Origin of the sequence: Thermotoga sp. 38H-to, assembly GCF_011057665.1 — a bacterium.
Taxonomy (GTDB): Bacteria; Thermotogota; Thermotogae; order Thermotogales; family Thermotogaceae; genus Thermotoga.
In genome coordinates, this window is sequence record NZ_LNFZ01000001.1 from 621,606 (window position 1) to 641,434 (window position 19,829).

Below are 19,829 nucleotides of genomic sequence, written 5' to 3' on the forward strand. Positions count from 1 at the left end.
AGATGTATCTGATGAACACGTACAACAGGTTCCCCGTGACGTTTGTCTACGGTAAGGGCTCCTGGATCTACGATGAAGAAGGAAACGCATATCTTGATTTCACCTCAGGAATAGCGGTGAACGTCCTTGGACATTCCCACCCAAAACTGGTGGAAGCCATAAAAGATCAGGCAGAAAAGCTCATTCACTGTTCAAATCTTTTCTGGAACCGCCCACAGATGGAACTGGCAGAACTTCTGTCGAAGAACACGTTCGGCGGCAAGGTCTTCTTCGCAAACACGGGAACTGAAGTAAACGAAGCCGCCATAAAGATAGCGAGAAAATACGGAAAGAGAAGGAGTGAGAAAAAATACAAAATCCTCTCCGCTTATAACTCTTTTCACGGAAGAACTCTGGGTTCTCTCACAGCAACGGGACAGCCGAAATATCAGAAACTTTTTGAACCACTCGTTCCCGGTTTTGAATACTTCGAGTTCAACAACATCGAAGACCTGAGAAGAAAGATGTCAGAAGACGTGTGCGCTGTGTTCCTCGAACCAATTCAAGGGGAAAGCGGAATAGTACCCGCCGCCAAAGAATTCCTCGAAGAGGCGAGAAAACTCTGCGACGAGTACGACGCGCTTCTTGTGTTCGATGAAGTTCAGTGTGGAATGGGAAGGACCGGGAAACTCTTCGCGTATCAAAAGTATGGAGTCGTTCCGGATATTCTCACAACCGCCAAGGGACTCGGTGGGGGAGTGCCTATTGGAGCGGTCATTGTGAACGAAAGAGCGGACGTTCTGGAGCCAGGAGATCACGGCACCACGTTCGGAGGAAACCCACTTGCCTGCAGGGCTGGGGTGACCGTGATCAAAGAGTTGACGAAGGAAGGCTTCCTCGAAGAAGTGGAAGAGAAAGGAAACTACCTCATGAAAAAGCTCCAGGAAATGAAAGAAGAATTCGACGTGGTAGCCGACGTGAGGGGAATGGGACTCATGATAGGGGTTCAGTTCGGAGAGGAAATGAACAACAGAGAGGTCGCCACGAAATGCTTTGAAAATAGACTGCTCGTCGTTCCAGCAGGTAACAACACAATCAGATTCTTACCACCACTCACAGTAGAGTACAGCGAAATCGACTTAGCAGTTGAAACGCTCAAAAAAGCCCTGAGAGAAATTTAAAAGGGAGGCTATGCCTCCCTTATTCTTTCTTCTTTTTCTCGCTTTTTTTCTCCTCTTCTTCTTTTTCCATCACTTCTCCTTCTTCACCCAGCTGCTCGAGCTCTCCGTCACATTTTTCGCAGTACTTGTTCAGCTGATATTCGATGGACGTTGCAGAGTAGTAGATTGCCCCGCATTTTTTGCATCTGTATATGTAAGGCATGAAAACACCCCCTTGTGAGTATTACCGCGTCTTGTGAGCCTTCGCTTCGCTTCTGTAGTATATTCTAATACTTTATTTGGACAGTTTCAAGTTTTTAGAATGAATAATACAAGTCCTATTACTGAAACTATAAAACCGATGGCTTCAAAAAATGTCACAGCTTCACCCAGAAGAAGAAAAGACCACAGGACAGAAAGAACCGGCTCTCCAACCAGAACAACACTCACCACACTTGAGGAAAAATATCTGAGCGAGAGATTGATGAAAAGATACCCCAGAAACGAACATCCCACCCCCAGACCGATTAGGATGAACCACTCCTTCGTTTCAACGACCCCGAACGATGGCACAAGAAAAGCCAGAACAGCTGAAGCTAAAGCGTGCGTTCTCAGACTGAACTCCATACTTCCCATGGCCCTGTTCAGGTATCTTCCAAGAACAAGGTACCCACAAAAGAACACCACACCAACAACTGCAAGCAAATCACCCCTCGAAACACCTGAAAAACCCTCTTTTCCAGCAAGAGCCAGTACCACCCCCGTAACAACCGTGCTTCCCGTGACAATTCTGAAAGGACTGATCCTTTCTCCATAGATCAGCCACGAGAGCAATCCCGTCAAAACAGGCTGAAGCGTCAAAGGTATAACAGCTCCGGCAACGGTGGTGTGGTTGAAGGCGGAAACCCAGAAGAAAAAGTGCATCGCAAGGAAAAAGCCAGCAATCAAGGAAAGCATCTCCTTCTTCAAAGAAAAAAGCCCGACTCTTCTCTTCACCAGAAAGAAAAGCAATGAAGCAATGAAAACTCTGTAGAAAGCGATGGTTGTAGGTGGAAGAGAAGAGAGCTTTATGAATATCCCTGAAAAGGACGCCACTAAAACACTGAGTAAGAGATAAAAAACAGGCTTCAAGTGTTTCACATCCCTCGATAGCGTTGCTGAGTCGTTTATCATTTTACAATATCAAGCCAGAGGCAGGGGTTCGAATCCCCTTGGGAATGCCAAACACATAGAACGATAAGAACTTTCCTCAAAATTTCATGAAATCGTTTATTAATAACTTGACGTTGACTCACAAGATGGTATAACATATGAACAGATGATAATATATTCATGTATTTGTTTAGGGATGATAACTTTTGAAATAGAAAACGAGTTCAATCTGGAAAGATTTGCCTGCAAACGATGGATAGAAGCAAATGATGAATCCAACAAGACTCAGAATATTGCTCCTCCTCTCGAAAAAAGACATGTGCGTTGGAAAGATAGCCGAGATCCTGAGGATGGATCAATCGGCAGTGTCAGCTCAGCTCAAAGTTTTGCGCCACTTAAATCTCGTAAAAGCCAAACGTCACGGCAGGTACATGCGGTACAAACTGAACAACAAACACGTCAGAAATATACTAAGGGAAGGTTTTAAGTACGTTTTAAAAACTTCCCAATGAGAGGAGGGATCGGTATGTCTTGGAGAGGTTGGATTGTTCTTATCTTCTCGCTCTGGTTGATCGTTGCTTCCCTCATTCCTGGAATCGTTGGCAGTAAAGGAGCGAACATTGCGGATTTTCTGATCGTCGGTGTTGTTCTTCTCATAGCAGGTATTTTCATGCTTGGGACCTCAAAAGTTGCCGGCTGGATTGAGCTTCTGCTGGGAATCTGGTTGATCATAGCCGCTTTCATTCCGGGTATAACCGGTTCCAAAGGAGCAGCACTTGCAAACGGCCTGGTAGTTGGTATCATCGCCCTGATCCTTGCTTTCTTCGACAGAAAGAAGCAGGAAGAAAAATAGCGGGGCCCCTCGTGGCCCTTTGATTTTAGATGAAAATATAAATGCAATTTAGAATCAAAAAAACAAAGAAGCTCGCAATCCCCACGAAGCATTATCTCGTAACGATTTATTTACATCCTTGACCACTTGAACTGTTCTGTATTTTATAGTATATTTCTTTCTGGTGCACACTTCATGCCCCCATCGTCTAGCGGCCTAGGACACTGGCCTTTCAAGCCAGAGGCAGGGGTTCGAATCCCCTTGGGGGCGCCAGAGATCGAAGGGATGCCAGAGGAGCATCCCTTTTGTTTTTTTATTCATTCATGCACTCCTATGTTTGAACGCCGGGAAAATCCGATAGTAAACGTATTCCAAAGCTTTTTTCAGTGCGATATTTATGGGATATCTTTCCTGTGCGAGGAAGAAATCTATAGCGAGCAGTTTTGAGTACATTTCGCTGCAGTTTGGAAGGGTTTCAATGAAACTGGAAAGCGCAGGTTTCAGATATTTACATCCCCACACTTCTGGTTTTTCCTTTCTAAGAACGTAACTTCCCGAGAAGAGACGACACACCATAGGTCTGAAAGAGTGATACAAACAACCACCACGCTCAGAATGTGGATCGAAGAGTACACATCGATCCATTTCATCAACATTTTCAAGGATCTCTAACCACTTCTCTATCGAATCGTTTTGCAAGAGATGAATTGCGAGGGGAACAAATTCAAGAATGGTAACCTCAATATTAACAGAGGGAGTATTACAACACTCCCTGCATCCATTGCAGGAAGGAAAATTTTTCTGGATACTATCCAGTTCCTCGTAAAGCTTTATAACCTGTAGAGAAAGCTCTATTAGTCTTTCCACGAAGGATATTTATAACTCGCTGAAGTTAAAAAAACAGATAAGAGTTTTGAAAAAAAGAAGGAATAAAAATTGAAAAATCATGAGCGAAGCAAATAAGGTGTTCTCATTTCCTTTGCTCTATACATTCGCATATCTGCTACTTTCAGAAGTTCTTCAAGATTTTCTCCGTCTTCAGGAAATCTGGCAACTCCTATGTTCGATGCAACAGTTAAAGTTGTGTTCCCCACTCTGATGGGTTCTCTGAAGGTGGAAAGAATCCTTTCCAGGAAGAATTTCAGATACTCTTCTTTCATATCGTAGAGGAGAATGGTAAACTCATCGCCACCGTATCGAGCCACCACATCGCTCCTTCTTACCCTGTCCAAAATCCTTCTCGAAACTGTCTTTAACACCTCATCACCTGTCAGGTGACCGTATGTATCATTTATTGCCTTAAATCCAGCAAGATCCAAGAAAAGAACGAATGCCTTCTTTCCTTCACGCTTTGCCAAGTCCAGATATTTGTTTCCCAACTCGAAGAGATAGCGTCTGTTTGGAAGTCCTGTCAGTGGATCGTGATAAGCCATGTATTTCAGCTCTTTCATGCCAAGCGAGAGTCCCTCACTTTCAACAGCCACCAGTAGAGTCTGAATCAAAAGAACAGCATCTTCACTCAGAGACCCTTTCAGATATAGAACCAGAGATCTCCTACATTCACCATCTTTCAACACTGAAATAATCGCAGTTTTGCTGTTTTTCATTCTGAGAAGATGTCTCAGTTCTTCCAGTGTGAAGAAAAATCCCTCCTTGAAAAAGGGAGGAACTTTTCCCTCAGAAACTTTCACAGAAAGCTTCCCACTTTCACCGTCGTTTTCCAGGAAAACAAAACCGATTACAAGCTGTGAGGAACGCAACACTTTTTTCAACAATTCAAAATGATCGTTATTCACAGCTGTCACCCTTTGAGATTCAACTTTTTATTGTCTGAATTATATCACATTATTCTTTCGAAAACGATCAAATAATTTTCGATATTGTGTTATCATCATTGTTACTGTGGTGTGCGAGGTTCAGTTCTTTTCTCCCTCAATATGGAAAACGAGCCATCTGTTCTCTGCCAAAACCCAGAGATCAGATGGTGTTTTGAGTTCAGTTTTGACCCTTTTTGCCGCGGGTACTGCCAAACCTGCTATAGTCGCTGGTACCTCGTACAGGTACCACCATCTTAGCTTCTGAAGACGTTGCAATCCCTCGTTCTTGGTCAGGACATCTTTGAGCTTAATTTCTCCTGCATGGTCACGCCTGCACATATCCAGCGTGCTGACATCTCCCACAAAAATCATCGTACCAAACACCTCCTTAAAGAACTCTCAAAAACGCATCTCGAAGGGTCATAGAAGGTTCAGCTGTTCTTTTTATGATTTTGAAACTTTTCGGATTTTCAACGCCGTAGTTGTAGCGCGGGTGAAGGATGTCGTCTTTCGTTTTGAAGTCGGGAAGTAGTTTGTATTTAACTACATCAGCTTCGAAAGATACAACGTCTCCTACAGCAATATCCATATTTTCAGGGATCCTTTTGATCGCAACCCACAGATGATCCACCTTGACCTTCTTATCCAAATACCTCACAGTAACGTTTGTTATGAGAATTGTTGGCTTTTTCGAGAAAGGACTTCTTGTGGTACCAAACGCTTTGATTTTCCCCCTGACAGAAACTCTCTTTCCAACAAAAGGCAAAAGTTCGTTTCTAATTCTTCTCCTTGTCTTGTTTGATATCACATCCATCCCCCCTTGAATACAAATTTCATAAAATGTATAAGAAAAAGCCCCGCTTGATGCGGGGCTCACTGATATCTTTTGAATTTCAAGACTCTACAGCTCAGCTGGGCTCTTCGAAACGACCGTAACCATAACTTGTTTTTGCGCCTAAGCCATAAGCTTTTAGCATCTCCACGAATCTCTGTTTTATTAGTTCCTTTTCCGAATTTCCAATAACTCCGGAACGACTCTCAAGAACGGTAAACCAGAACACACCACTGCTCACCACCAAGTATTTTATTGGAACAGGGTCGTACCAATCATTCGGAGGAAGTTTTTCTTTCATATAATACGGCTGGAAGTGTGGATTGACGATATCCAGCGAAAATTTCAAATCCGAAACAGGTATTGCATCAAGAAAAATGAGGTCACCCTCTCTTTCGGTGTCTCCAAAAATATGAGCGAGTGATTCGTATTTATCCCTTTCGAATTCGAATAAAAAACTGGCAAACGCCCCCTTGACAGCGGTGCCAGGAATTATGGGAAGTCCGTAATTTCTGGAAAGAGTTATGCCCACCTCGATAGAAGAAGGATTCCCAGCCCCAAGCAAGAGTTTTCCTTTCACTCTCATCTTCAAGTTGATAAACGGTTTTCTTTTCTTGATCAGCTGTTCCCTTCTTTCTTTGAGAATACTGCTGATCTTTCCAAAATCGGATTGCAATTTCTCAACGGTCTGGAAGATTTTGCTTACTATCTCTTTATCTTTTGAGTTTGAACCCTCAAGCAAAAGAAAGCTGTACTTTTCCCAGTAAAGACTGAGATTTTTGCTTTCAGGTAGTTTCATTCTCTTCACCACCCAGGAGAACCTCTCCGCATCTTTTGAGCCATTTTGCACACTCAAGAGCAGCGATCTGTGCTTTCAAGTATGTCCTGGCATCCAAAAACTCGTTTTCCATCAGTCTTTCGACGATACCATCTTCCAGTGTCAGGTGTTCGATCATCTTTCCAAGGTGATCCACCACCTTGTTTTTTCCTTTCTTTTTCAGAAAGAGAATTGTTCCCATCAAACCGTTTTGAACGATCATACTTCCAAGACCCTTCACATCCCTGAGGTAATCATCTCTTTTGTCTTTCTCAACTTCCTCAACCAAATTCATCGCCAGTTTTGCCAGTTCAAGGCTGAGCGTCTTCATCTTCATCACCTCCAGGCATGTACCCACATCATGCCTTTTCCAACAGTTTCTTTTCCTCCGATGTTGATCAATTCTCCATTTACTTCGTTTTCGAAAACTTCCATCAAAGAATCTTTCCCGGAATCTTCTTTGTTACCGTAGTACGTCTTCCTCACCACAAAGTACATCACCGTATCCTGAGGCAGATATTCCTCGTACCACAAACCACCTTCTTCAACGGTTTTCTTCTCTCTGTTTATTCTCACTCTCGGTACAACTTCTGTCATAGCCTGAACGATTTCTGAGAAGAGAACATCATTCACAACAACCACATCGCTTTCCATTTTCTTTTTCAGGTAGTCAACTGGAGCACAATTGGAAATCTTCGATATCAATTCCCTTGTCCTTGGAAGTTCACCAACAAATGGTTCTAATTTTACTTCCTCAAGGAACACCTCACCAGATCCATAGAAGGAGACTGCCTTTCCATAATCAATATTCGCCTCTTCTAGTTCTTTAACAACATCGTTATCCCCTACAGATTTCGCAAATTTTATCAGTACAAGAGGACACGTAACCCACACAAAAAGCCTATCCGGGTTTCTCACAGGGAAAAGGAGAATTCTCGCTTCAGAAAAGCTCAAACTACCAGGAACCGTTCCTTTGTCGCTTTTCGGTTCACTTCCAAATATCTCTTCTATCTTTTTTTCATCTATCTTGTCCTCTTTGATGAGAGACCTGAAGTAGGCCCTCAAAGCACCTTTTATACCATGTATAATGGGAAATTTTGTGGTTCTCTCCCTCTGAATAGGCAGGTCAACAACTCCTATTTCGAAACCAGTTCCAGCATGAACCTGAGTTTCCGCGTAAAGAAGGAAGACTCTTCCTTCCATCTTCCTATCCCTCCTCAAAGTTTTTCGTACTTCATGAAGATACATCTTCCAAAACCAAAATCCGTGAATTTACTTTCATTCAGCACATGTCCATTGACCTTACCTTCCAGATAGTAAACAGCTCCCGGAGAGACAGCATGATAGATCTTCTTTGGTTTATTTTCGCGTAGGTCCCATCCGGAAACAACCTGCTTTCTAATCCCTGCGGTTGTGAGAACTCTCTTTCCAAGAATAGTTTTATCCTTCGGCATCCCTCCTCCATCGAAAACAGCCGGTGTTATGAGAGCAACCGCTACATTCTTATAGTCTGGAGGATCAAAAGCGGTGGTGTTCAGTTCTTCAACCTCGACCGCCGACCATTTGCTCTTCATTCCGAGAAACACACCGTCGAGTTTTGAAACAAGCTCGACCGTTCTTTCATCGTCTGTGAACATGAAAAATCCTCCATCGTAAAATCTGTAGTAGGAGATCGAATATATCATTCTTTCTTTCACTTTTTTTCTGTTTTCTTCAAAAGCTACTCCTATGTGGGTTTCCTTCTTAAAGATTTTTTCCGCGGAAACAAGATCGAATTTACACACACCCTGAGTGTTACTCCTGAGAAGTTCGAGATCACTCAGTTCTATGAGCCCTCCAGACGTAGATTCTTTACTATCCATTTTGTACTCAGGTTTCCAGGGAAGGTAAACTCCATCAATCTCGACAATGGGGGTGACTCTGTAGCCAGAATCCGTTTTATATATGTTTCTTGGAAGTGGAAAGTAGTGCTTCCTTCCTTCAGGGGTATTTTCAAAAACAAAAGGGCCGAACATCCTTACGTCTCCTGCTCTTTCAACATCTCCGGGATCGAATTTCTGATTTTTCATCAAAAGAGCCGTTCTCACAGCACCGTAAAAAGGAAAAGAAGATGGAAAAACACTCTCCACCCTATCAGAAAAAGAAAATCTTCTAGTCTCTCTGAAACCAACCCAGTCTTCAGGCTCAAAGTATATCGCCCACAGCTTCATTGAGACTCACCTCTCTTCATCGAGTACACCATTATGAGAAGTTCCAGTGCTTCTCTCATTGCTTCATCGAAGGAGGACTTCTTCGTGTTTTTGTAGTAAGCTAACAGTCGACTAAGAAAATTCTTGAAATTTCCAATAAACTCATTCTTCGATTTCTCTGAATGGATCGATCTTCTCAAAGTGAACTCTACAAACTTTTCCATTTTGTCCTCGTAGAGCGAGAAGTCCGGAGAGAGAAGTTTGTAAAGACTGCGGTGTGAAACATTGTAATTTTTCATCTCCTCAAGGATTTTCAACGATCTCTTGACAACGTCTTCTTCTTCAATTTCCCATGTTGATCCAGCAAAAATCATTTGCCCTGATCTCTTCACCTGCGTCACACAGAACGCGTTTCTTCCGTAAACGTTCTTTGCTCTCTTCTCTGCTTCCCTTGCTATCTTCAGAGCTACCTGAAGAGGAAACTTGTGATGGACAATAGCGATTCCAGCGCTCATAGTAGCGGCTCTTCCCATCAGAGGAGCGAAAGGCTTGTCGTTGTGGTACAGAACACCGTTTTCTGATCTGAATCTTTCCACATCAGAGCCGCTTTCAATCTCTATTTCGTACTCCAAGTGCCCCGAAAAGAATTTTCTGATGTCGTTTGCACATTCCAGTACGCTGTCTGCTGGAAGAAGTGCCAGAACATCGTCTCCACCGCTGTAAACGAGCATCCCGTTGTGTCTATCAACAATTTTCCCGACAAGTTGAGAGAAGATACCGAGTGTCCTCGAAACACCCCTGTGATAGGCTGGCTGAATGGTTTTGAATTCCTTCAGTTTTTCCCATGCATATTTGAGATCATCTGTTTCTTGAAACATCTCAATCACTTTCGGATTTATTACTTTTTCCAGGAAAGGTGCGTTCTCTCCAAGCATCCAATCACCCATTCGATCTCCATCCATGAGGAGAACAGCTATGTATCCATTCTTGAATTTTTCGGGATCCTCGATTTCCTTATTTGCCTGATTGTTTCTTGCAACATCCGTTGTTGAGTCGAATTTTATCCTGATATTGAGGATTTCCGGAAGAAATCTCTTCACAGTGTTCAGAGTTCCGAGCCTGTCCTCTTTTTCTATGTCTTTTTCTATATCTTTATCTTTGAACACAGCACAGGCTCTGACTCCAGCCCCAAAATCGTCCGCGTCAGTGAAGTGGTCGGGATAAACATCCTCTTCGTATCCCGGAAAGAGTCTGGCCATCTTTCTCGCAGCGAGTTTTGAGGTCAGAAGACGATGGAGGTACCTGTAAAACGTCCCAGGATTCTCTTTGTAACCAGCGTGTTCCGATACTTTCTTCAGAACTTCCTTGAAATCTTCAATTCCCGATCCCGTGAACAAGTTTCTCACCGTTTCAACTATCCTTTCAGGTTCATCGAAAGACACCTTTGATGTCTGAATGTCCGGAAAGAGAGACGATTGGTAATCGAACGAATGCTCGTTGAAAAGAAATTCGCTTTTACTGAGCTTTTCTTTTGTTTCATCAACTATTGTTTTCCATCTGTTTCTTATCGCTTCCTCACATTCTTTGAGTATTTCTTCGTCCGAGGATGGAACTATCGCAACAAAGAGATTTGGAAGAGAAGCGACTTCCCTCCGAGGAGGAACAGGACAGAGGTCTTCAAGATCTACGCCCATTGATTCGAGTGTTTCCTTGACGAAATAGTTTCCTCTCAAATACGGTGAGATGATGGAATCGAAGCCGTACTTTTTGCCAACAACTTCTATGGCACCGTAGATGAGATAAGAAAGAAGATAACTTCCAGCCCAAAGGTCTTTCACTTTTCTTGCCTGGGCTATCACTTCTTGAACAGGACCTATCGCTACCGCTACTAGAGATGCCTTCACCTGTTTCCCCTCTACACATCCCTTGAGAGCCGATGTTACGTCGAGATGGTCTATGATCGAGTGATTGGCTATTCTGGTATCAGCAGGAAGAAACTGACTTCCTTCCAGAATGTAAGGCAGATTCCACCAGATGGAATGAAAGAGCTTTTCATACGTGTCGTTTTTCTCTTTCAGCTTTGTCAATGCGTTTATCAGACGGCTCTTCATTTCTTCAACTTTTTGATTTTGAAAGAAACTCTTCACTTCCGGTAACCCTTCACCAGAAAATGGATGAACAAAGAGAGTCTCATCGAACGAAACATGAATTTGTTTTTTTGCATCCTTTTCGTAGGGGATTGGAAACCTGTCCATTGCGCTTGCAAGACGGTCTTCTTCACCTCTTGTTTTTTTGATGCCAAGGGTCTTTAGAATCTCGCCAGCTATGTTTTCATGATTTTTCACATCGAATGCCTTCACCAGCGGATCATGAAGAAGAGCGGTTATCTTAGATTTCCAGAATTCTTCTCTTTTGCTCACGATTATCCCCCCTGGATTTCTTTTCCGCCGAGTTTTTTGATCCATTCGAGGAGATTCTTGTAGTCTTTTTCTTCTTTCACTATCGTTTTGATGCCACTGGAAGGTGTTTTTCCACCTTTGACTTCTGTTATCAACTCACCATCATTAGTTACCCTGCTTCTCATCAGCAAAACAACTAATTTCCATTTTCCTCTCTCACCTTCGTGAACTGAAAGGAAAAGCGGAGAAGCTTTTCTCCCATCGATATCATCAATGCCCAATCCTCTCAGAGAAGAAGAGACAATGACTTTCAGTCTTCTTATCTCTCCTCTTCCTAAGTTCTGATATTGAATGGGAAGGCCGACGACAGCAGTTGGAATCTCGATCTTTTTCTCTGTTTTTCTACCTTTCAACAATCCTTCTAAAGCCTCAACCAAATCTTTAACACAATCGCCCTCAGAAAATCTCATTTTTTGTTTTAAAGATGGATACCACCCCTTGAAATTTCTCCCTACTTTGAAAACCTCTCTTAGGACTTCTAAAGGAGAATTCCCGCTAAATTTTGTTATTTCAAAAATTTTGTAATCGCAAAAACAGGGAAAATCCGGTATGCCGTTGAAATTGGTTCTTCCCAACTTGATTTTTACTTTTGATGACGAATTGTGATGATTCACAAATTCTCTGATGTGCTCTTGACACTCACTGATCACCAGATTGTAGTCATTTCTAGTAAGTTTTGGATCCACAATCTCGAATTCTCCAAAACCTTTCCTCGTCTTCGCTCCAAAACCGGAAAAAGTGGAAACGAGTTTGAGCAAACTCAGAATTATTCCTTTAATACTATCGTTTGCCGTCTGGAGAATTATGATAAAATTTTTTCCTTCTTGGAGATATTCATAAATTCCACTTTTGTCGTACAAACCGTACAAAGCATATTTTGTATCTTTTAAGCGGTCATCGGTAAAAGAAAACCTGTTATTCATGTATTTTCCCAAAGCTTGCGATTCTCCTTCCACCTTAACCTCCAAACTAAAAGAAGATTTTCTTTCCTGAGATCCGAAGATCAATCCCTCAAGATATTTCAAGCCCTTGTATTTCTCTTTTTCCCATCTCTCTTTCTCTTTCTTACTGAGATTTTCTAAACCTTCGAGTGAGTATATGTCTATCACCGTTGGAGCGATGGCACGAAACCAGAATCTGAGGACCCCTTTGATGCTTTGCGGCCTCAGCTCGAAGGGATATACTCTGTTTCCGTTCTCCCACTTCGGCTCAGCTGCGCCTCTTGAAAACATAGGAGTTACAACCTTACATTCGATCTCCAAAACACTCACCCCCTCAGAAGATGAAGCCATCTTCTCCTTTCTCCACTCCCAGAGTTTCCAGGTTGAACACCTTTTGAGAGTCCATAACGTAAAATCTAACTGAGTCTTCTTTCTCGTCTATCAGTCTTGAAACCTCCAATTTCAGCTTTTCATATTTTCCGGGGGAAAGTTCCCCCTCCAGAACGGAGTTTTGAACCCATTTGAGGTATTTTCTGGCTATTTTCAAAATTTTTGCTACTCTTTTTTCGTTCACGTCGTAAACCATTATGACGTACATTCCAATCATTCCTCGGATCCGAAAACCTGTTCACCTATGAGGTGCTTCTCCAGTTTATGAAGTTCCATCTTTATCAGAGATCTCATGGAAACGTACCGGTTCAACTTTTTGTGGAAAACTGTTTCCCTCAAAGCCTGTTCGTAATTTTTGACAAACAGACTTTTTCCCTCGTCGTTGAGCATTAGACCCTCTGAAATTTCATCGAAATGTTTTTCGTTTATCTGACGAGTGTTGACGAGATTCAAAAACAACCTGTCCACTACAGCTGGTTTGAATAGCTCTGCTATATCGAGATTGAGTGAGAACCTTCTGAAGTTCGTCTCATGGAGATAACCTATCCTCGGGTCCAGATGTGTCTGATAGATGAGGCTCAAAACAGTCGTATAAAGGAGCGAATTTCCGAAACTGATAAGCGTGTTGGCAAAATTCTTGGGAGGTCTTCGTGTTCTCTTCTCTATACGGAATCTTTCATCTGACACGAGACTGTCTATCATCGAGTAGTACTCTTCTCTCGCGTTTCCTTCTATTCCCATCAACTCTGATACATTGCTCGCCTCTTCTGCTTTCTTTTTATATCTCGTTAGTGAATCAGCCCGAACTTTTCGTTTTTTCAAAAAGTCGACCATGTTTTGAAACGATCTTGAAACTATTTCTCTTGCTATGAGCATTCTCTTTTCTTGGTTAATGTAGTGTTCAGCCTGTTTCAGTATCAGAAAACCGCTGTTTAAATACTCTCTGGGATAAAAAGTGCCTACATAATACCCCTCTCTGTTGAAAAAGTGAATAGGAATTCTTTTCTGAGAAAGAAACTCGAGGAATCTTTTGTTGAGATCTACCTCCCCAAAAACCTTTATATCCATCACGTTTTCAACGGGTATGTACTTTCGGCCCGATTCTGTTTCGAGGCAAATGGTATTCGCTTTTCTTTTCAACGTTCCGCTTGAAAAGAGATAGACGCTCTCCATCCTTCCACCTCACGAAAAACAGAAAAGTTCATAACCACACTTTCGGCAAATTCCTTTTCTCTTGGGTGGTGGAGGAGTTTCTTCTTCAAGGAGGGAAGATACTTCCTCGAGGACCTTTTTGATTTTCTCTCTGTTTTCTTCTGTGAGCTCAACCGGTATTCTTTTGTTCTCTTTTGGTACTATGATCTCTCCCCTCGCTTTCACACCTTTTTCCTCGAGCCTGTAAAGATAGTAAAGGAGCTGGTACTCAGCTCCCCTTTTTGAAGCGGATGATTTTTTCACTTCGCCAACCACTCTCACTCCTTCTCTTTCAAACATGGTATCGATCTTCATACCAGGAAGCATGACAGAATCGCTGTAGTCTTCGTGGATGAACCTTCCTATCTCTATGTGCATGTTTCCCTGATCTGGAAGAACCCCATGCGCCATCAGCCATGCTTCCCTTTTGCAGTTTATATAGCTCAAAACAACAGATCCAGAAATCATCATATGATGATCACCTCATCGGATCCTTCCACTCTCAAACCTTTCACGGGGTGGTACCATTTGTCGAGAACGTTCCTGTGAATAACCATCATGCCGGCAATCGTGTGTGGGAATGGAAGATCCCTCTTTATCCTCGCGCTCACGATGTAGGGGGAAAGTTCCCTGAACAAACTTTTCACGAGAGAGAAGTTTTCTCTTGATCTTTTCCCACTGAAGATCTCTGCAAATTCTTCGAATACTCTTTGAGCCTCTTCATCAACAAGAACGATGAACGGCACCGTTGGCTCTGGTTCAATGAGACTGAATTCTCCTATTTTTTTGAAATTCAAATTCTCGAGCGCCTTGCCGATTCCTTTCTTGTCCGGATTGCCGTACGTTTTCACGTAGCTGAAGAAATCCTCCACGAGCATGAAAAACTCGCTTTCCTCCAGAAATTTGTGGTTTTTCAACACGTTCATGGAAGTTTCTGTGAGAAAGCTCCCGTAAACATATGAGGAAAAGAGGGTGTTTTTTCTCTCATCCCTGACGGGTACGACTATCACTTCTCCCTTTTCCAACTCGAAGTGCCTGTTGCACCTCCCCGCTGCCTGAACAATACTGTCAACAGGTGCTATGTCTCTTATCACCCTCTCGAATGAGATATCAACACCTGCTTCCACCACCTGAGTGGAGACACACAGATCGTACTCATTTATCTTCGAAACGATCTCCAGTCTGTGCTTTGGTATCACCCTGGAGGAAAGGAAACAGGTTTTTCCCATGCCTTCAACAACGTCGTATATCTCCTCGGCTTCTCTTATCGTGTTTGTTATGATGAGCGTTCTTTTTCCATCCTTCAAGGTCTCTCTTACGAATTCCTTGTATTCTTCAAAGCTCATTTCTTTTTCTACTTTCAGAACAGTTCTGTTCAAGGCTGTGAAATAAACATTCTTGTTAGACACCACTTCCAGAGCCTCTTTCAAAAGAGCGGGCTTTGTCGCTGTGGAGAGCAAAACGGTGGTGCCCATTTTCGAGAGGAATTCAACGGTTTTTTCAACAGGGGTCCAGTATTCGTGAGGTATTGCCTGGACCTCATCAAGTATGAGAACAGCTTTTGGGAATTTGTAGAAGAACGGAATCTTTCTGAAAGTGATGAGAGACTCCAGAAGCGACACGAATGTTGTGACTACCACCCTGGAGTGCCAGAGGTTCATCAGGAGATCTTCGTATTTATCAGGTTCCTCATAAGCTGGATTTGCAAGGTGATGAAAGGGAAGGACGAAGAATGGGCTTTCTGTTTCAAATATTTCCTTTATCTTATCGACGGTCTGCTCAATTATGTTTATGAAGGGAAGAGCGTATATTACGATCGTGTCTTCATCAGCGAGATGGCTGGCAAAAAGGAGATTTGCAATAGTTTTTCCTATTCCCGTCGGTGCGGTTATGGAGTATATCTTTCCTCTTTCGGGTTTGAAGCTCAAGATTTCCTCCTGAAATTTCCACCTCAGAGAATCGATCTGGTTTTTTCTGCCAAGCTTTTCTCTGTAGGAGAGAATCTTCTCCTTTTCATAAGAAGGAAGGGAGGGAAGCGGTTCGCTCTTGAAAACCACATCCTCCCTATCCGAAGAAACGAGTATGGACATAAAAAGGTGGATCAAAAAGTAGTCAGATAGGTCTTTTTTTCCAAGGATAGAGAACTTACTGATCGATCTTTTTATCCTTTCTATTGTTTCTGATAGCTTAAGATCATGAAGATCATATCTTCTCAGGAAATCCTCTGGAATGGCTGAGAACTGCTTTTCCAGGACTTTCTCATCTATTTCTATATCCAGAAAGTTCCTGAAATCTCCGTGGTGTCTTCTTATTATTTCGAAGCCGAATATTCTGAGTTTGTCCGGCAAGTTTTTTGACCTGTGAAAGAAAGCAACCGCGGAGAAAAGAGCGTGCGCACTCAAAGATCTTTCGACTCTTTCACCGCTCAAATGCTTCTGAAAGTAGATTGTACTCTTTCCAACATCGTGCGATTCAGAGAGCAGGGAAACGAATTCTTCCAGAACATTTTCATCGTATCCGAAAAGTTCTTCCCAGGAAAGATCAAGCGACCTGAATTTTTCCAGAGAGCGTCTTTTAACACCCTCAAGATGATCAATCAGTCTTCTGTCAGGATGAGATTTCATCACATCCACACTATGTTCTGCTCTCCCACCCTCCACACTTCTCCCCCTTCCACCTTCACAGGAGATAAGTCCCTCTTGAAAATGTAAACCGCAGATTCAAGCATGTTTCGCTCTTTGTCCATTTTTCTTGTGACCCTCTCGAATATGAGATAGTGTGAAGGCTCCGGCAAAAGCTTTACTGTGTTCGGAACAACCGTGTGGACCTCGCAGGGAAAATCTGCTACACGGGTTGCTTCGTACTTTCCCACGTAATTCAGTCTGGCAATAAAGCTTGCCACACCAAGGTAAGGTGTGAAGATGGTTTCGCTGTGTTCGAGAAGGTTCTTCAACCTCTCAAAATCTTCGTCTTCCCAGCTGAAAAACACCCTGTAAGCAGGATTCTTCAGAAGTTGAAGACTTATTCTTGTTCTTTTTGAAGCTTTTTTGTCTTTCTTTGTTTCCACAAAGTTCGTTCCCGTTCGCAGAAACTTCAAAGGATTTTTTATCTGAACCGCCACTTTTGCACTGTCGAGTCTTTCGGGTGTGGAATATCCCAGAACACACCCCACAAGCCCCAAAAGAGTGGTTCTTGGTGGAAAGGGAAGGGTGTACGATGATGTCGTTGTGTAAGGTCTTCTGAAGAGAGCGTAGGGAGCAGAAACATCAAAGACCAGAACTTTCATTCTCACCACTCCAGTTTTACAAGCTGGAAACCTCCGAATATCTCCTCAAAAGGCTTCTCTTCTCCGTTCTCCGCGAGTTTTAAGCGGTTGTCAACAGAGTATTCTATTCTTTCGATCTTGTCCTTAAGGGATTCCAGAACCTGCTTGAGTTCGGTAACGTCGAGTTTCAACTCGGAGATGTCTCTTATTTCTTCATCTTCTTTCTCGGACACGACCTTCACAAGGTAATCGAGTTCTCCGGAGTGGTAGTTCACACCTTCCTTGTAAACAACTCTCATCAGGAGTCTGGGATTGTGCTCCATTTTCGATCTTGTGATGAGGTTCTTCGTACCCATCCAGATTCCTTCAAGAAGCTTGGAAACATCTTCTTCGGTGAGTCCTGTAAACTTTGCAGAATTCTGATTTATCACACCGTAGAATGCTATGAGGGCATAGGGTACAACCTGATCCTCACGAAAACTCCTCTGTTTTGAATTCTCGGTTGCGAATGCAGCAGTTCCCTGGATAGTCATGAGTTTGACTCTGTGAAGACTCGTTCCGTATCTGAACTGAACAGGACCAGTTATGGAAGATTCCATAGCTCCTTTTTTCGACTGAGGAATAACGGCACCGAAGAGTCTGATATCGATGCACTTCTGGCATGCGTCGTTTACGTCCTTGATTCCAAGCTCTTTGACTCTGTCTTCCGGTACCACCGCTTCACCGGTCACCCAGAGCGTTTCGTCGTAGCACTCCGCAAGATAATCCCTCACAGTTCTTTTGAGTCTCACGTCTGTGACAAAGAGTCTGGATGTTTCTTCATCAAAGCGCGGTCTGTTCTCATCGAGTGGATCACCGTTCGGATTTGCCCACTTCACATCGTAGATGAAAAGCACTTCACTCCTGTTCTTCACTGGATTCATCGACCCCTACCTCCCTGAAGAAAGTTTTCCCGAGAGAAAGTCCCGAGACGAAGACAAAACTGATCTCGTCGGGTGATGCTGACCAGTTCCCAGCTTCGAGGAAAGCTTCAGCAGTCTCCCTGAAAAGCTCTGCCACACTTTCACTCATTCCACCGTAGGCTTCGATCTTGGCTCTGATTTCCGGAAGAAGCCCCTCCACATCTCTCTTTGTCAGTCTGAGTCCTTTCAGTTTCTTCGTGAAAGCCTTCGAGTTTCTTTTAACGTACTGCAGATAAAGAAGGTAATTTGCCAGAACTCCTTCTAAAAAGACTGCTTTCTTCCACGGTTCATCGAAAAACTCCGGATACCTGGAGAAGAAATCTTCACCCTTCAAAACGGAAGCACCCCCCTTTAAGACGTTCAAGCGTCTCAGATAAACATACGTGGCAAAAGCTTCACGTGCAGAAAGTAAAGTATCATTTCCAAAGAAATCGCTTCTTATTTTCGAAAGAAAGAGAGTCAGCAGCAGTTTTTTATCAAACGTTCCCTCAGAGAATACAGCACTAAACAGGGAGTTGAAGTATCTGTCCAGATCCTCGAAGAATTTGTGAATCACTGAGAAGTTCACAGAAACTTTGAAACCGTCTTCTTTGAGTTGAGATTCTATCTTCTTTGATTCTTCAAGGATCCGTCTTACTCTGGTAGGCGAGACTTCCTCAACGTGAAGAACTATTCTTTCTGCCTGTTGTTCTTTTTCTATCAGTACAAAATCGTAAACAGCTCTTTCGTTTTCCGAAAGAACTTTTTCAATCTCTTCTTCGAGCCTAGCGAAACTGCGAAACTTTGAGTTTTTGTCGGTGTCTTTTATTTCATATATTTTTTCAATCACTGATTCCAGAATATCCTGATCGGGTACGGAGGGGATTATCCAGAGAATTCTGTTGTTGCTGAAGAAGGAAAAAGAAAGCTTTTCATCAATTGCTCTTCTGGCTTTTTCCAGAACACTCCTGCAATCATCACAAATCTGGATCGGATGTTTCTTGGAAAGAAAAGGTGTGAAGCCAGGCTTGTCAAAGGTGGCAAATTTGAACACATCACTCAGTCTGGAATTTGCTTCTTTTCCACACAGAAAACATTTTGCCTCTCCCTTAGTTTTCTTCTGTGTGACTTTATCTTCAAACGCCTGGAGAATTTCTGGAACTTCTGCGGGAAATTTTCCATCGATGGATATCGTGAGGAATCTGTTTTTTACATCGTAATTTCTTAGCTTGTCAATAATCTCTTCTTTATTTCTCTCGAGGACATCTTTGATGTGAGATATCTTCGGATGGTCGAAAAAGCCTAAGAAGACATCAAAGGTCCTTTCCAGAGGGTCTCTTGAACCACTAGATTTGTCGAGAAATTTCATGGTGGGGGAAACAGAAGAGGAGAAATTCCCGCGCTGTTTTCTGTAGAGGAAGATTTTCGAGTTCTTACCCCCTGGTTTTTTCTCGATAGAAACAACATCCTTGAAAACCAAACCCTCTGAATTACTCTCAAGAAAGATAGCTATTCCTTCATCAGAAGGAACTTCTTCAGCGAAGTTTGAAAAAGAATCACCACCAATTTTCCCAAGATTGTATATCTTTTCAAGCACCCCTATCCCCCCTGCGGTGTTATCATTCACATTTTAACGTACACTTTCTGACAACAATCTAAATCCATAGTCATTGCACCTGAAAGGAAGTATTGAAACAGTATCGAAGATGAAGAAATCATACGGTTTGTGGGCTTTTCATACCTCTAAGGAAGGATTGAATCTCTTCTTGATAGCCTTGTAGTTGTCTGTGGTCATGGTTTCCATACCTCTAAGGAAGTATTGAAACTTGTTTTTGGCATGCTGGCGCTGGCGCTGGCGGGCGCG

General features: G+C 42.8%; 22 protein-coding genes, 1 tRNA gene and 1 CRISPR repeat array (1 of these 24 only partly in view). Of the genes, 4 read left to right on the forward strand and 19 right to left on the reverse strand.

The window, feature by feature from the left end; genetic code table 11:
- Positions 1–2: 2 nt before the first annotated feature.
- Positions 3–1,160, forward strand: coding sequence for an aspartate aminotransferase family protein (locus AS158_RS03380; RefSeq protein WP_038052242.1), 1,158 nt, complete (start codon positions 3–5; stop codon positions 1,158–1,160).
- 19 nt (positions 1,161–1,179) lie between these two features.
- Here AS158_RS03380 and AS158_RS03385 read toward each other — a convergent pair whose 3' ends face one another.
- Positions 1,180–1,362 carry a hypothetical protein gene (locus AS158_RS03385; protein ID WP_038052238.1) on the reverse strand — a complete coding sequence of 61 codons (183 nt, stop codon included), beginning with the start codon at positions 1,360–1,362 and terminating at the stop codon, positions 1,180–1,182.
- 86 nt (positions 1,363–1,448) lie between these two features.
- On the reverse strand, positions 1,449–2,270 hold the full coding sequence (locus AS158_RS03390) for a DMT family transporter (RefSeq protein WP_038052524.1): 822 nt from the start codon (positions 2,268–2,270) through the stop codon (positions 1,449–1,451).
- A 287-nt stretch (positions 2,271–2,557) separates the two neighbouring features.
- Between AS158_RS03390 and AS158_RS03395 the strand changes: the two genes are divergently transcribed.
- The 3 genes from AS158_RS03395 to AS158_RS03405 all read left to right on the forward strand — a co-directional run bounded on the left by AS158_RS03395 (position 2,558) and on the right by AS158_RS03405 (position 3,396).
- Positions 2,558–2,803 carry a metalloregulator ArsR/SmtB family transcription factor gene (locus tag AS158_RS03395; protein WP_011943619.1) on the forward strand — a complete coding sequence of 82 codons (246 nt, stop codon included), beginning with the start codon at positions 2,558–2,560 and terminating at the stop codon, positions 2,801–2,803.
- 14 nt (positions 2,804–2,817) lie between these two features.
- Positions 2,818–3,144 (forward strand): SPW repeat protein, encoded by a 327-nt coding sequence (locus AS158_RS03400; RefSeq protein WP_038052236.1) that lies wholly within the window; start codon positions 2,818–2,820, stop codon positions 3,142–3,144.
- Between the two features lie 176 nt (positions 3,145–3,320).
- Positions 3,321–3,396 (forward strand) — tRNA-Glu (locus AS158_RS03405).
- A 48-nt stretch (positions 3,397–3,444) separates the two neighbouring features.
- On the opposite strand, the gene AS158_RS03410 is transcribed toward AS158_RS03405, so the two are convergent.
- From AS158_RS03410 to AS158_RS03490, 17 genes are all read right to left on the reverse strand, one after another.
- Positions 3,445–3,990, reverse strand: coding sequence for a YkgJ family cysteine cluster protein (locus AS158_RS03410; RefSeq protein ID WP_012896304.1), 546 nt, complete (start codon positions 3,988–3,990; stop codon positions 3,445–3,447).
- Between the two features lie 77 nt (positions 3,991–4,067).
- On the reverse strand, positions 4,068–4,919 hold the full coding sequence (locus tag AS158_RS03415; protein WP_008194432.1) for a GGDEF domain-containing protein: 852 nt from the start codon (positions 4,917–4,919) through the stop codon (positions 4,068–4,070).
- Positions 4,920–5,039: 120 nt separating this feature from the next.
- Positions 5,040–5,312: a hypothetical protein gene (locus AS158_RS03420; protein ID WP_008194431.1), complete on the reverse strand. Its 273-nt coding sequence runs from the start codon at positions 5,310–5,312 to the stop codon at positions 5,040–5,042.
- 16 nt (positions 5,313–5,328) lie between these two features.
- Complete coding sequence (locus AS158_RS03425; RefSeq protein WP_227738406.1) at positions 5,329–5,754, reverse strand: hypothetical protein; 426 nt, start codon at positions 5,752–5,754, stop codon at positions 5,329–5,331.
- 94 nt (positions 5,755–5,848) lie between these two features.
- Positions 5,849–6,571, reverse strand: coding sequence for a type III-B CRISPR module RAMP protein Cmr6 (gene cmr6, locus AS158_RS03430; RefSeq protein ID WP_004082337.1), 723 nt, complete (start codon positions 6,569–6,571; stop codon positions 5,849–5,851).
- On the reverse strand, positions 6,558–6,920 hold the full coding sequence (cmr5, locus tag AS158_RS03435) for a type III-B CRISPR module-associated protein Cmr5 (protein WP_004082338.1): 363 nt from the start codon (positions 6,918–6,920) through the stop codon (positions 6,558–6,560). Before cmr5 ends, cmr6 begins: the two co-directional genes overlap by 14 nt.
- 5 nt (positions 6,921–6,925) lie before the next feature.
- Complete coding sequence (cmr4, locus tag AS158_RS03440; protein ID WP_004082339.1) at positions 6,926–7,792, reverse strand: type III-B CRISPR module RAMP protein Cmr4; 867 nt, start codon at positions 7,790–7,792, stop codon at positions 6,926–6,928.
- Positions 7,793–7,806: 14 nt separating this feature from the next.
- Positions 7,807–8,799 carry a type III-B CRISPR module-associated protein Cmr3 gene (gene cmr3, locus AS158_RS03445; protein WP_004082340.1) on the reverse strand — a complete coding sequence of 331 codons (993 nt, stop codon included), beginning with the start codon at positions 8,797–8,799 and terminating at the stop codon, positions 7,807–7,809.
- Positions 8,796–11,198, reverse strand: a complete 2,403-nt coding sequence (cas10, locus tag AS158_RS03450; protein ID WP_004082341.1) for a type III-B CRISPR-associated protein Cas10/Cmr2 — start codon at positions 11,196–11,198, stop codon at positions 8,796–8,798. The genes cmr3 and cas10 overlap by 4 nt, the downstream gene beginning before the upstream one ends.
- Before the next feature lie 2 nt (positions 11,199–11,200).
- Positions 11,201–12,508: a type III-B CRISPR module RAMP protein Cmr1 gene (gene cmr1 / locus AS158_RS03455; protein WP_227738453.1), complete on the reverse strand. Its 1,308-nt coding sequence runs from the start codon at positions 12,506–12,508 to the stop codon at positions 11,201–11,203.
- Between the two features lie 4 nt (positions 12,509–12,512).
- Positions 12,513–12,776: a CRISPR-associated endonuclease Cas2 gene (cas2, locus tag AS158_RS03460; RefSeq protein WP_004082343.1), complete on the reverse strand. Its 264-nt coding sequence runs from the start codon at positions 12,774–12,776 to the stop codon at positions 12,513–12,515.
- Positions 12,777–12,781: 5 nt separating this feature from the next.
- The gene (gene cas1b / locus AS158_RS03465) at positions 12,782–13,741 is read right to left on the reverse strand and encodes a type I-B CRISPR-associated endonuclease Cas1b (protein WP_004082344.1); all 960 of its coding nucleotides are present in this window, start codon (positions 13,739–13,741) and stop codon (positions 12,782–12,784) included.
- A 9-nt stretch (positions 13,742–13,750) separates the two neighbouring features.
- Positions 13,751–14,230 carry a CRISPR-associated protein Cas4 gene (gene cas4 / locus AS158_RS03470; protein ID WP_004082345.1) on the reverse strand — a complete coding sequence of 160 codons (480 nt, stop codon included), beginning with the start codon at positions 14,228–14,230 and terminating at the stop codon, positions 13,751–13,753.
- Entirely contained in the window at positions 14,227–16,419 is a 2,193-nt protein-coding gene (locus tag AS158_RS03475) for a CRISPR-associated helicase/endonuclease Cas3 (RefSeq protein ID WP_081501960.1), read from the reverse strand. Before AS158_RS03475 ends, cas4 begins: the two co-directional genes overlap by 4 nt.
- On the reverse strand, positions 16,383–17,045 hold the full coding sequence (gene cas5b / locus AS158_RS03480) for a type I-B CRISPR-associated protein Cas5b (RefSeq protein ID WP_004082347.1): 663 nt from the start codon (positions 17,043–17,045) through the stop codon (positions 16,383–16,385). The genes AS158_RS03475 and cas5b overlap by 37 nt, the downstream gene beginning before the upstream one ends.
- Positions 17,046–17,047: 2 nt before the next feature.
- On the reverse strand, positions 17,048–17,947 hold the full coding sequence (cas7b, locus tag AS158_RS03485; protein WP_004082348.1) for a type I-B CRISPR-associated protein Cas7/Csh2: 900 nt from the start codon (positions 17,945–17,947) through the stop codon (positions 17,048–17,050).
- A complete protein-coding gene (locus tag AS158_RS03490; protein WP_004082349.1) occupies positions 17,922–19,562 on the reverse strand; it encodes a TIGR02556 family CRISPR-associated protein in 1,641 nt (546 codons plus the stop codon). The genes cas7b and AS158_RS03490 overlap by 26 nt, the downstream gene beginning before the upstream one ends.
- A gap of 134 nt (positions 19,563–19,696) precedes the next feature.
- Positions 19,697–19,829: direct repeats of the CRISPR family, unit length 30 nt (it continues 897 nt past the right edge of the window).

Coding starts and splice junctions, on each gene's coding strand:
- AS158_RS03380 (WP_038052242.1), top strand. CDS start 3: ATGTATCTGATGAACACGTACAACAGGTTCCCCGTGACGTTTGTCTAC.
- AS158_RS03385 (WP_038052238.1), bottom strand. CDS start 1,362: ATGCCTTACATATACAGATGCAAAAAATGCGGGGCAATCTACTACTCT.
- AS158_RS03395 (WP_011943619.1), top strand. CDS start 2,558: ATGATGAATCCAACAAGACTCAGAATATTGCTCCTCCTCTCGAAAAAA.
- AS158_RS03400 (WP_038052236.1), top strand. CDS start 2,818: ATGTCTTGGAGAGGTTGGATTGTTCTTATCTTCTCGCTCTGGTTGATC.
- AS158_RS03420 (WP_008194431.1), bottom strand. CDS start 5,312: ATGATTTTTGTGGGAGATGTCAGCACGCTGGATATGTGCAGGCGTGAC.
- AS158_RS03425 (WP_227738406.1), bottom strand. CDS start 5,754: ATGGATGTGATATCAAACAAGACAAGGAGAAGAATTAGAAACGAACTT.
- cmr6 (WP_004082337.1), bottom strand. CDS start 6,571: ATGAAACTACCTGAAAGCAAAAATCTCAGTCTTTACTGGGAAAAGTAC.
- cmr5 (WP_004082338.1), bottom strand. CDS start 6,920: ATGAAGACGCTCAGCCTTGAACTGGCAAAACTGGCGATGAATTTGGTT.
- cmr4 (WP_004082339.1), bottom strand. CDS start 7,792: ATGGAAGGAAGAGTCTTCCTTCTTTACGCGGAAACTCAGGTTCATGCT.
- cmr3 (WP_004082340.1), bottom strand. CDS start 8,799: ATGAAGCTGTGGGCGATATACTTTGAGCCTGAAGACTGGGTTGGTTTC.
- cas2 (WP_004082343.1), bottom strand. CDS start 12,776: ATGTACGTCATAATGGTTTACGACGTGAACGAAAAAAGAGTAGCAAAA.
- cas1b (WP_004082344.1), bottom strand. CDS start 13,741: ATGGAGAGCGTCTATCTCTTTTCAAGCGGAACGTTGAAAAGAAAAGCG.
- cas4 (WP_004082345.1), bottom strand. CDS start 14,230: ATGATGATTTCTGGATCTGTTGTTTTGAGCTATATAAACTGCAAAAGG.
- cas5b (WP_004082347.1), bottom strand. CDS start 17,045: ATGAAAGTTCTGGTCTTTGATGTTTCTGCTCCCTACGCTCTCTTCAGA.
- cas7b (WP_004082348.1), bottom strand. CDS start 17,947: ATGAATCCAGTGAAGAACAGGAGTGAAGTGCTTTTCATCTACGATGTG.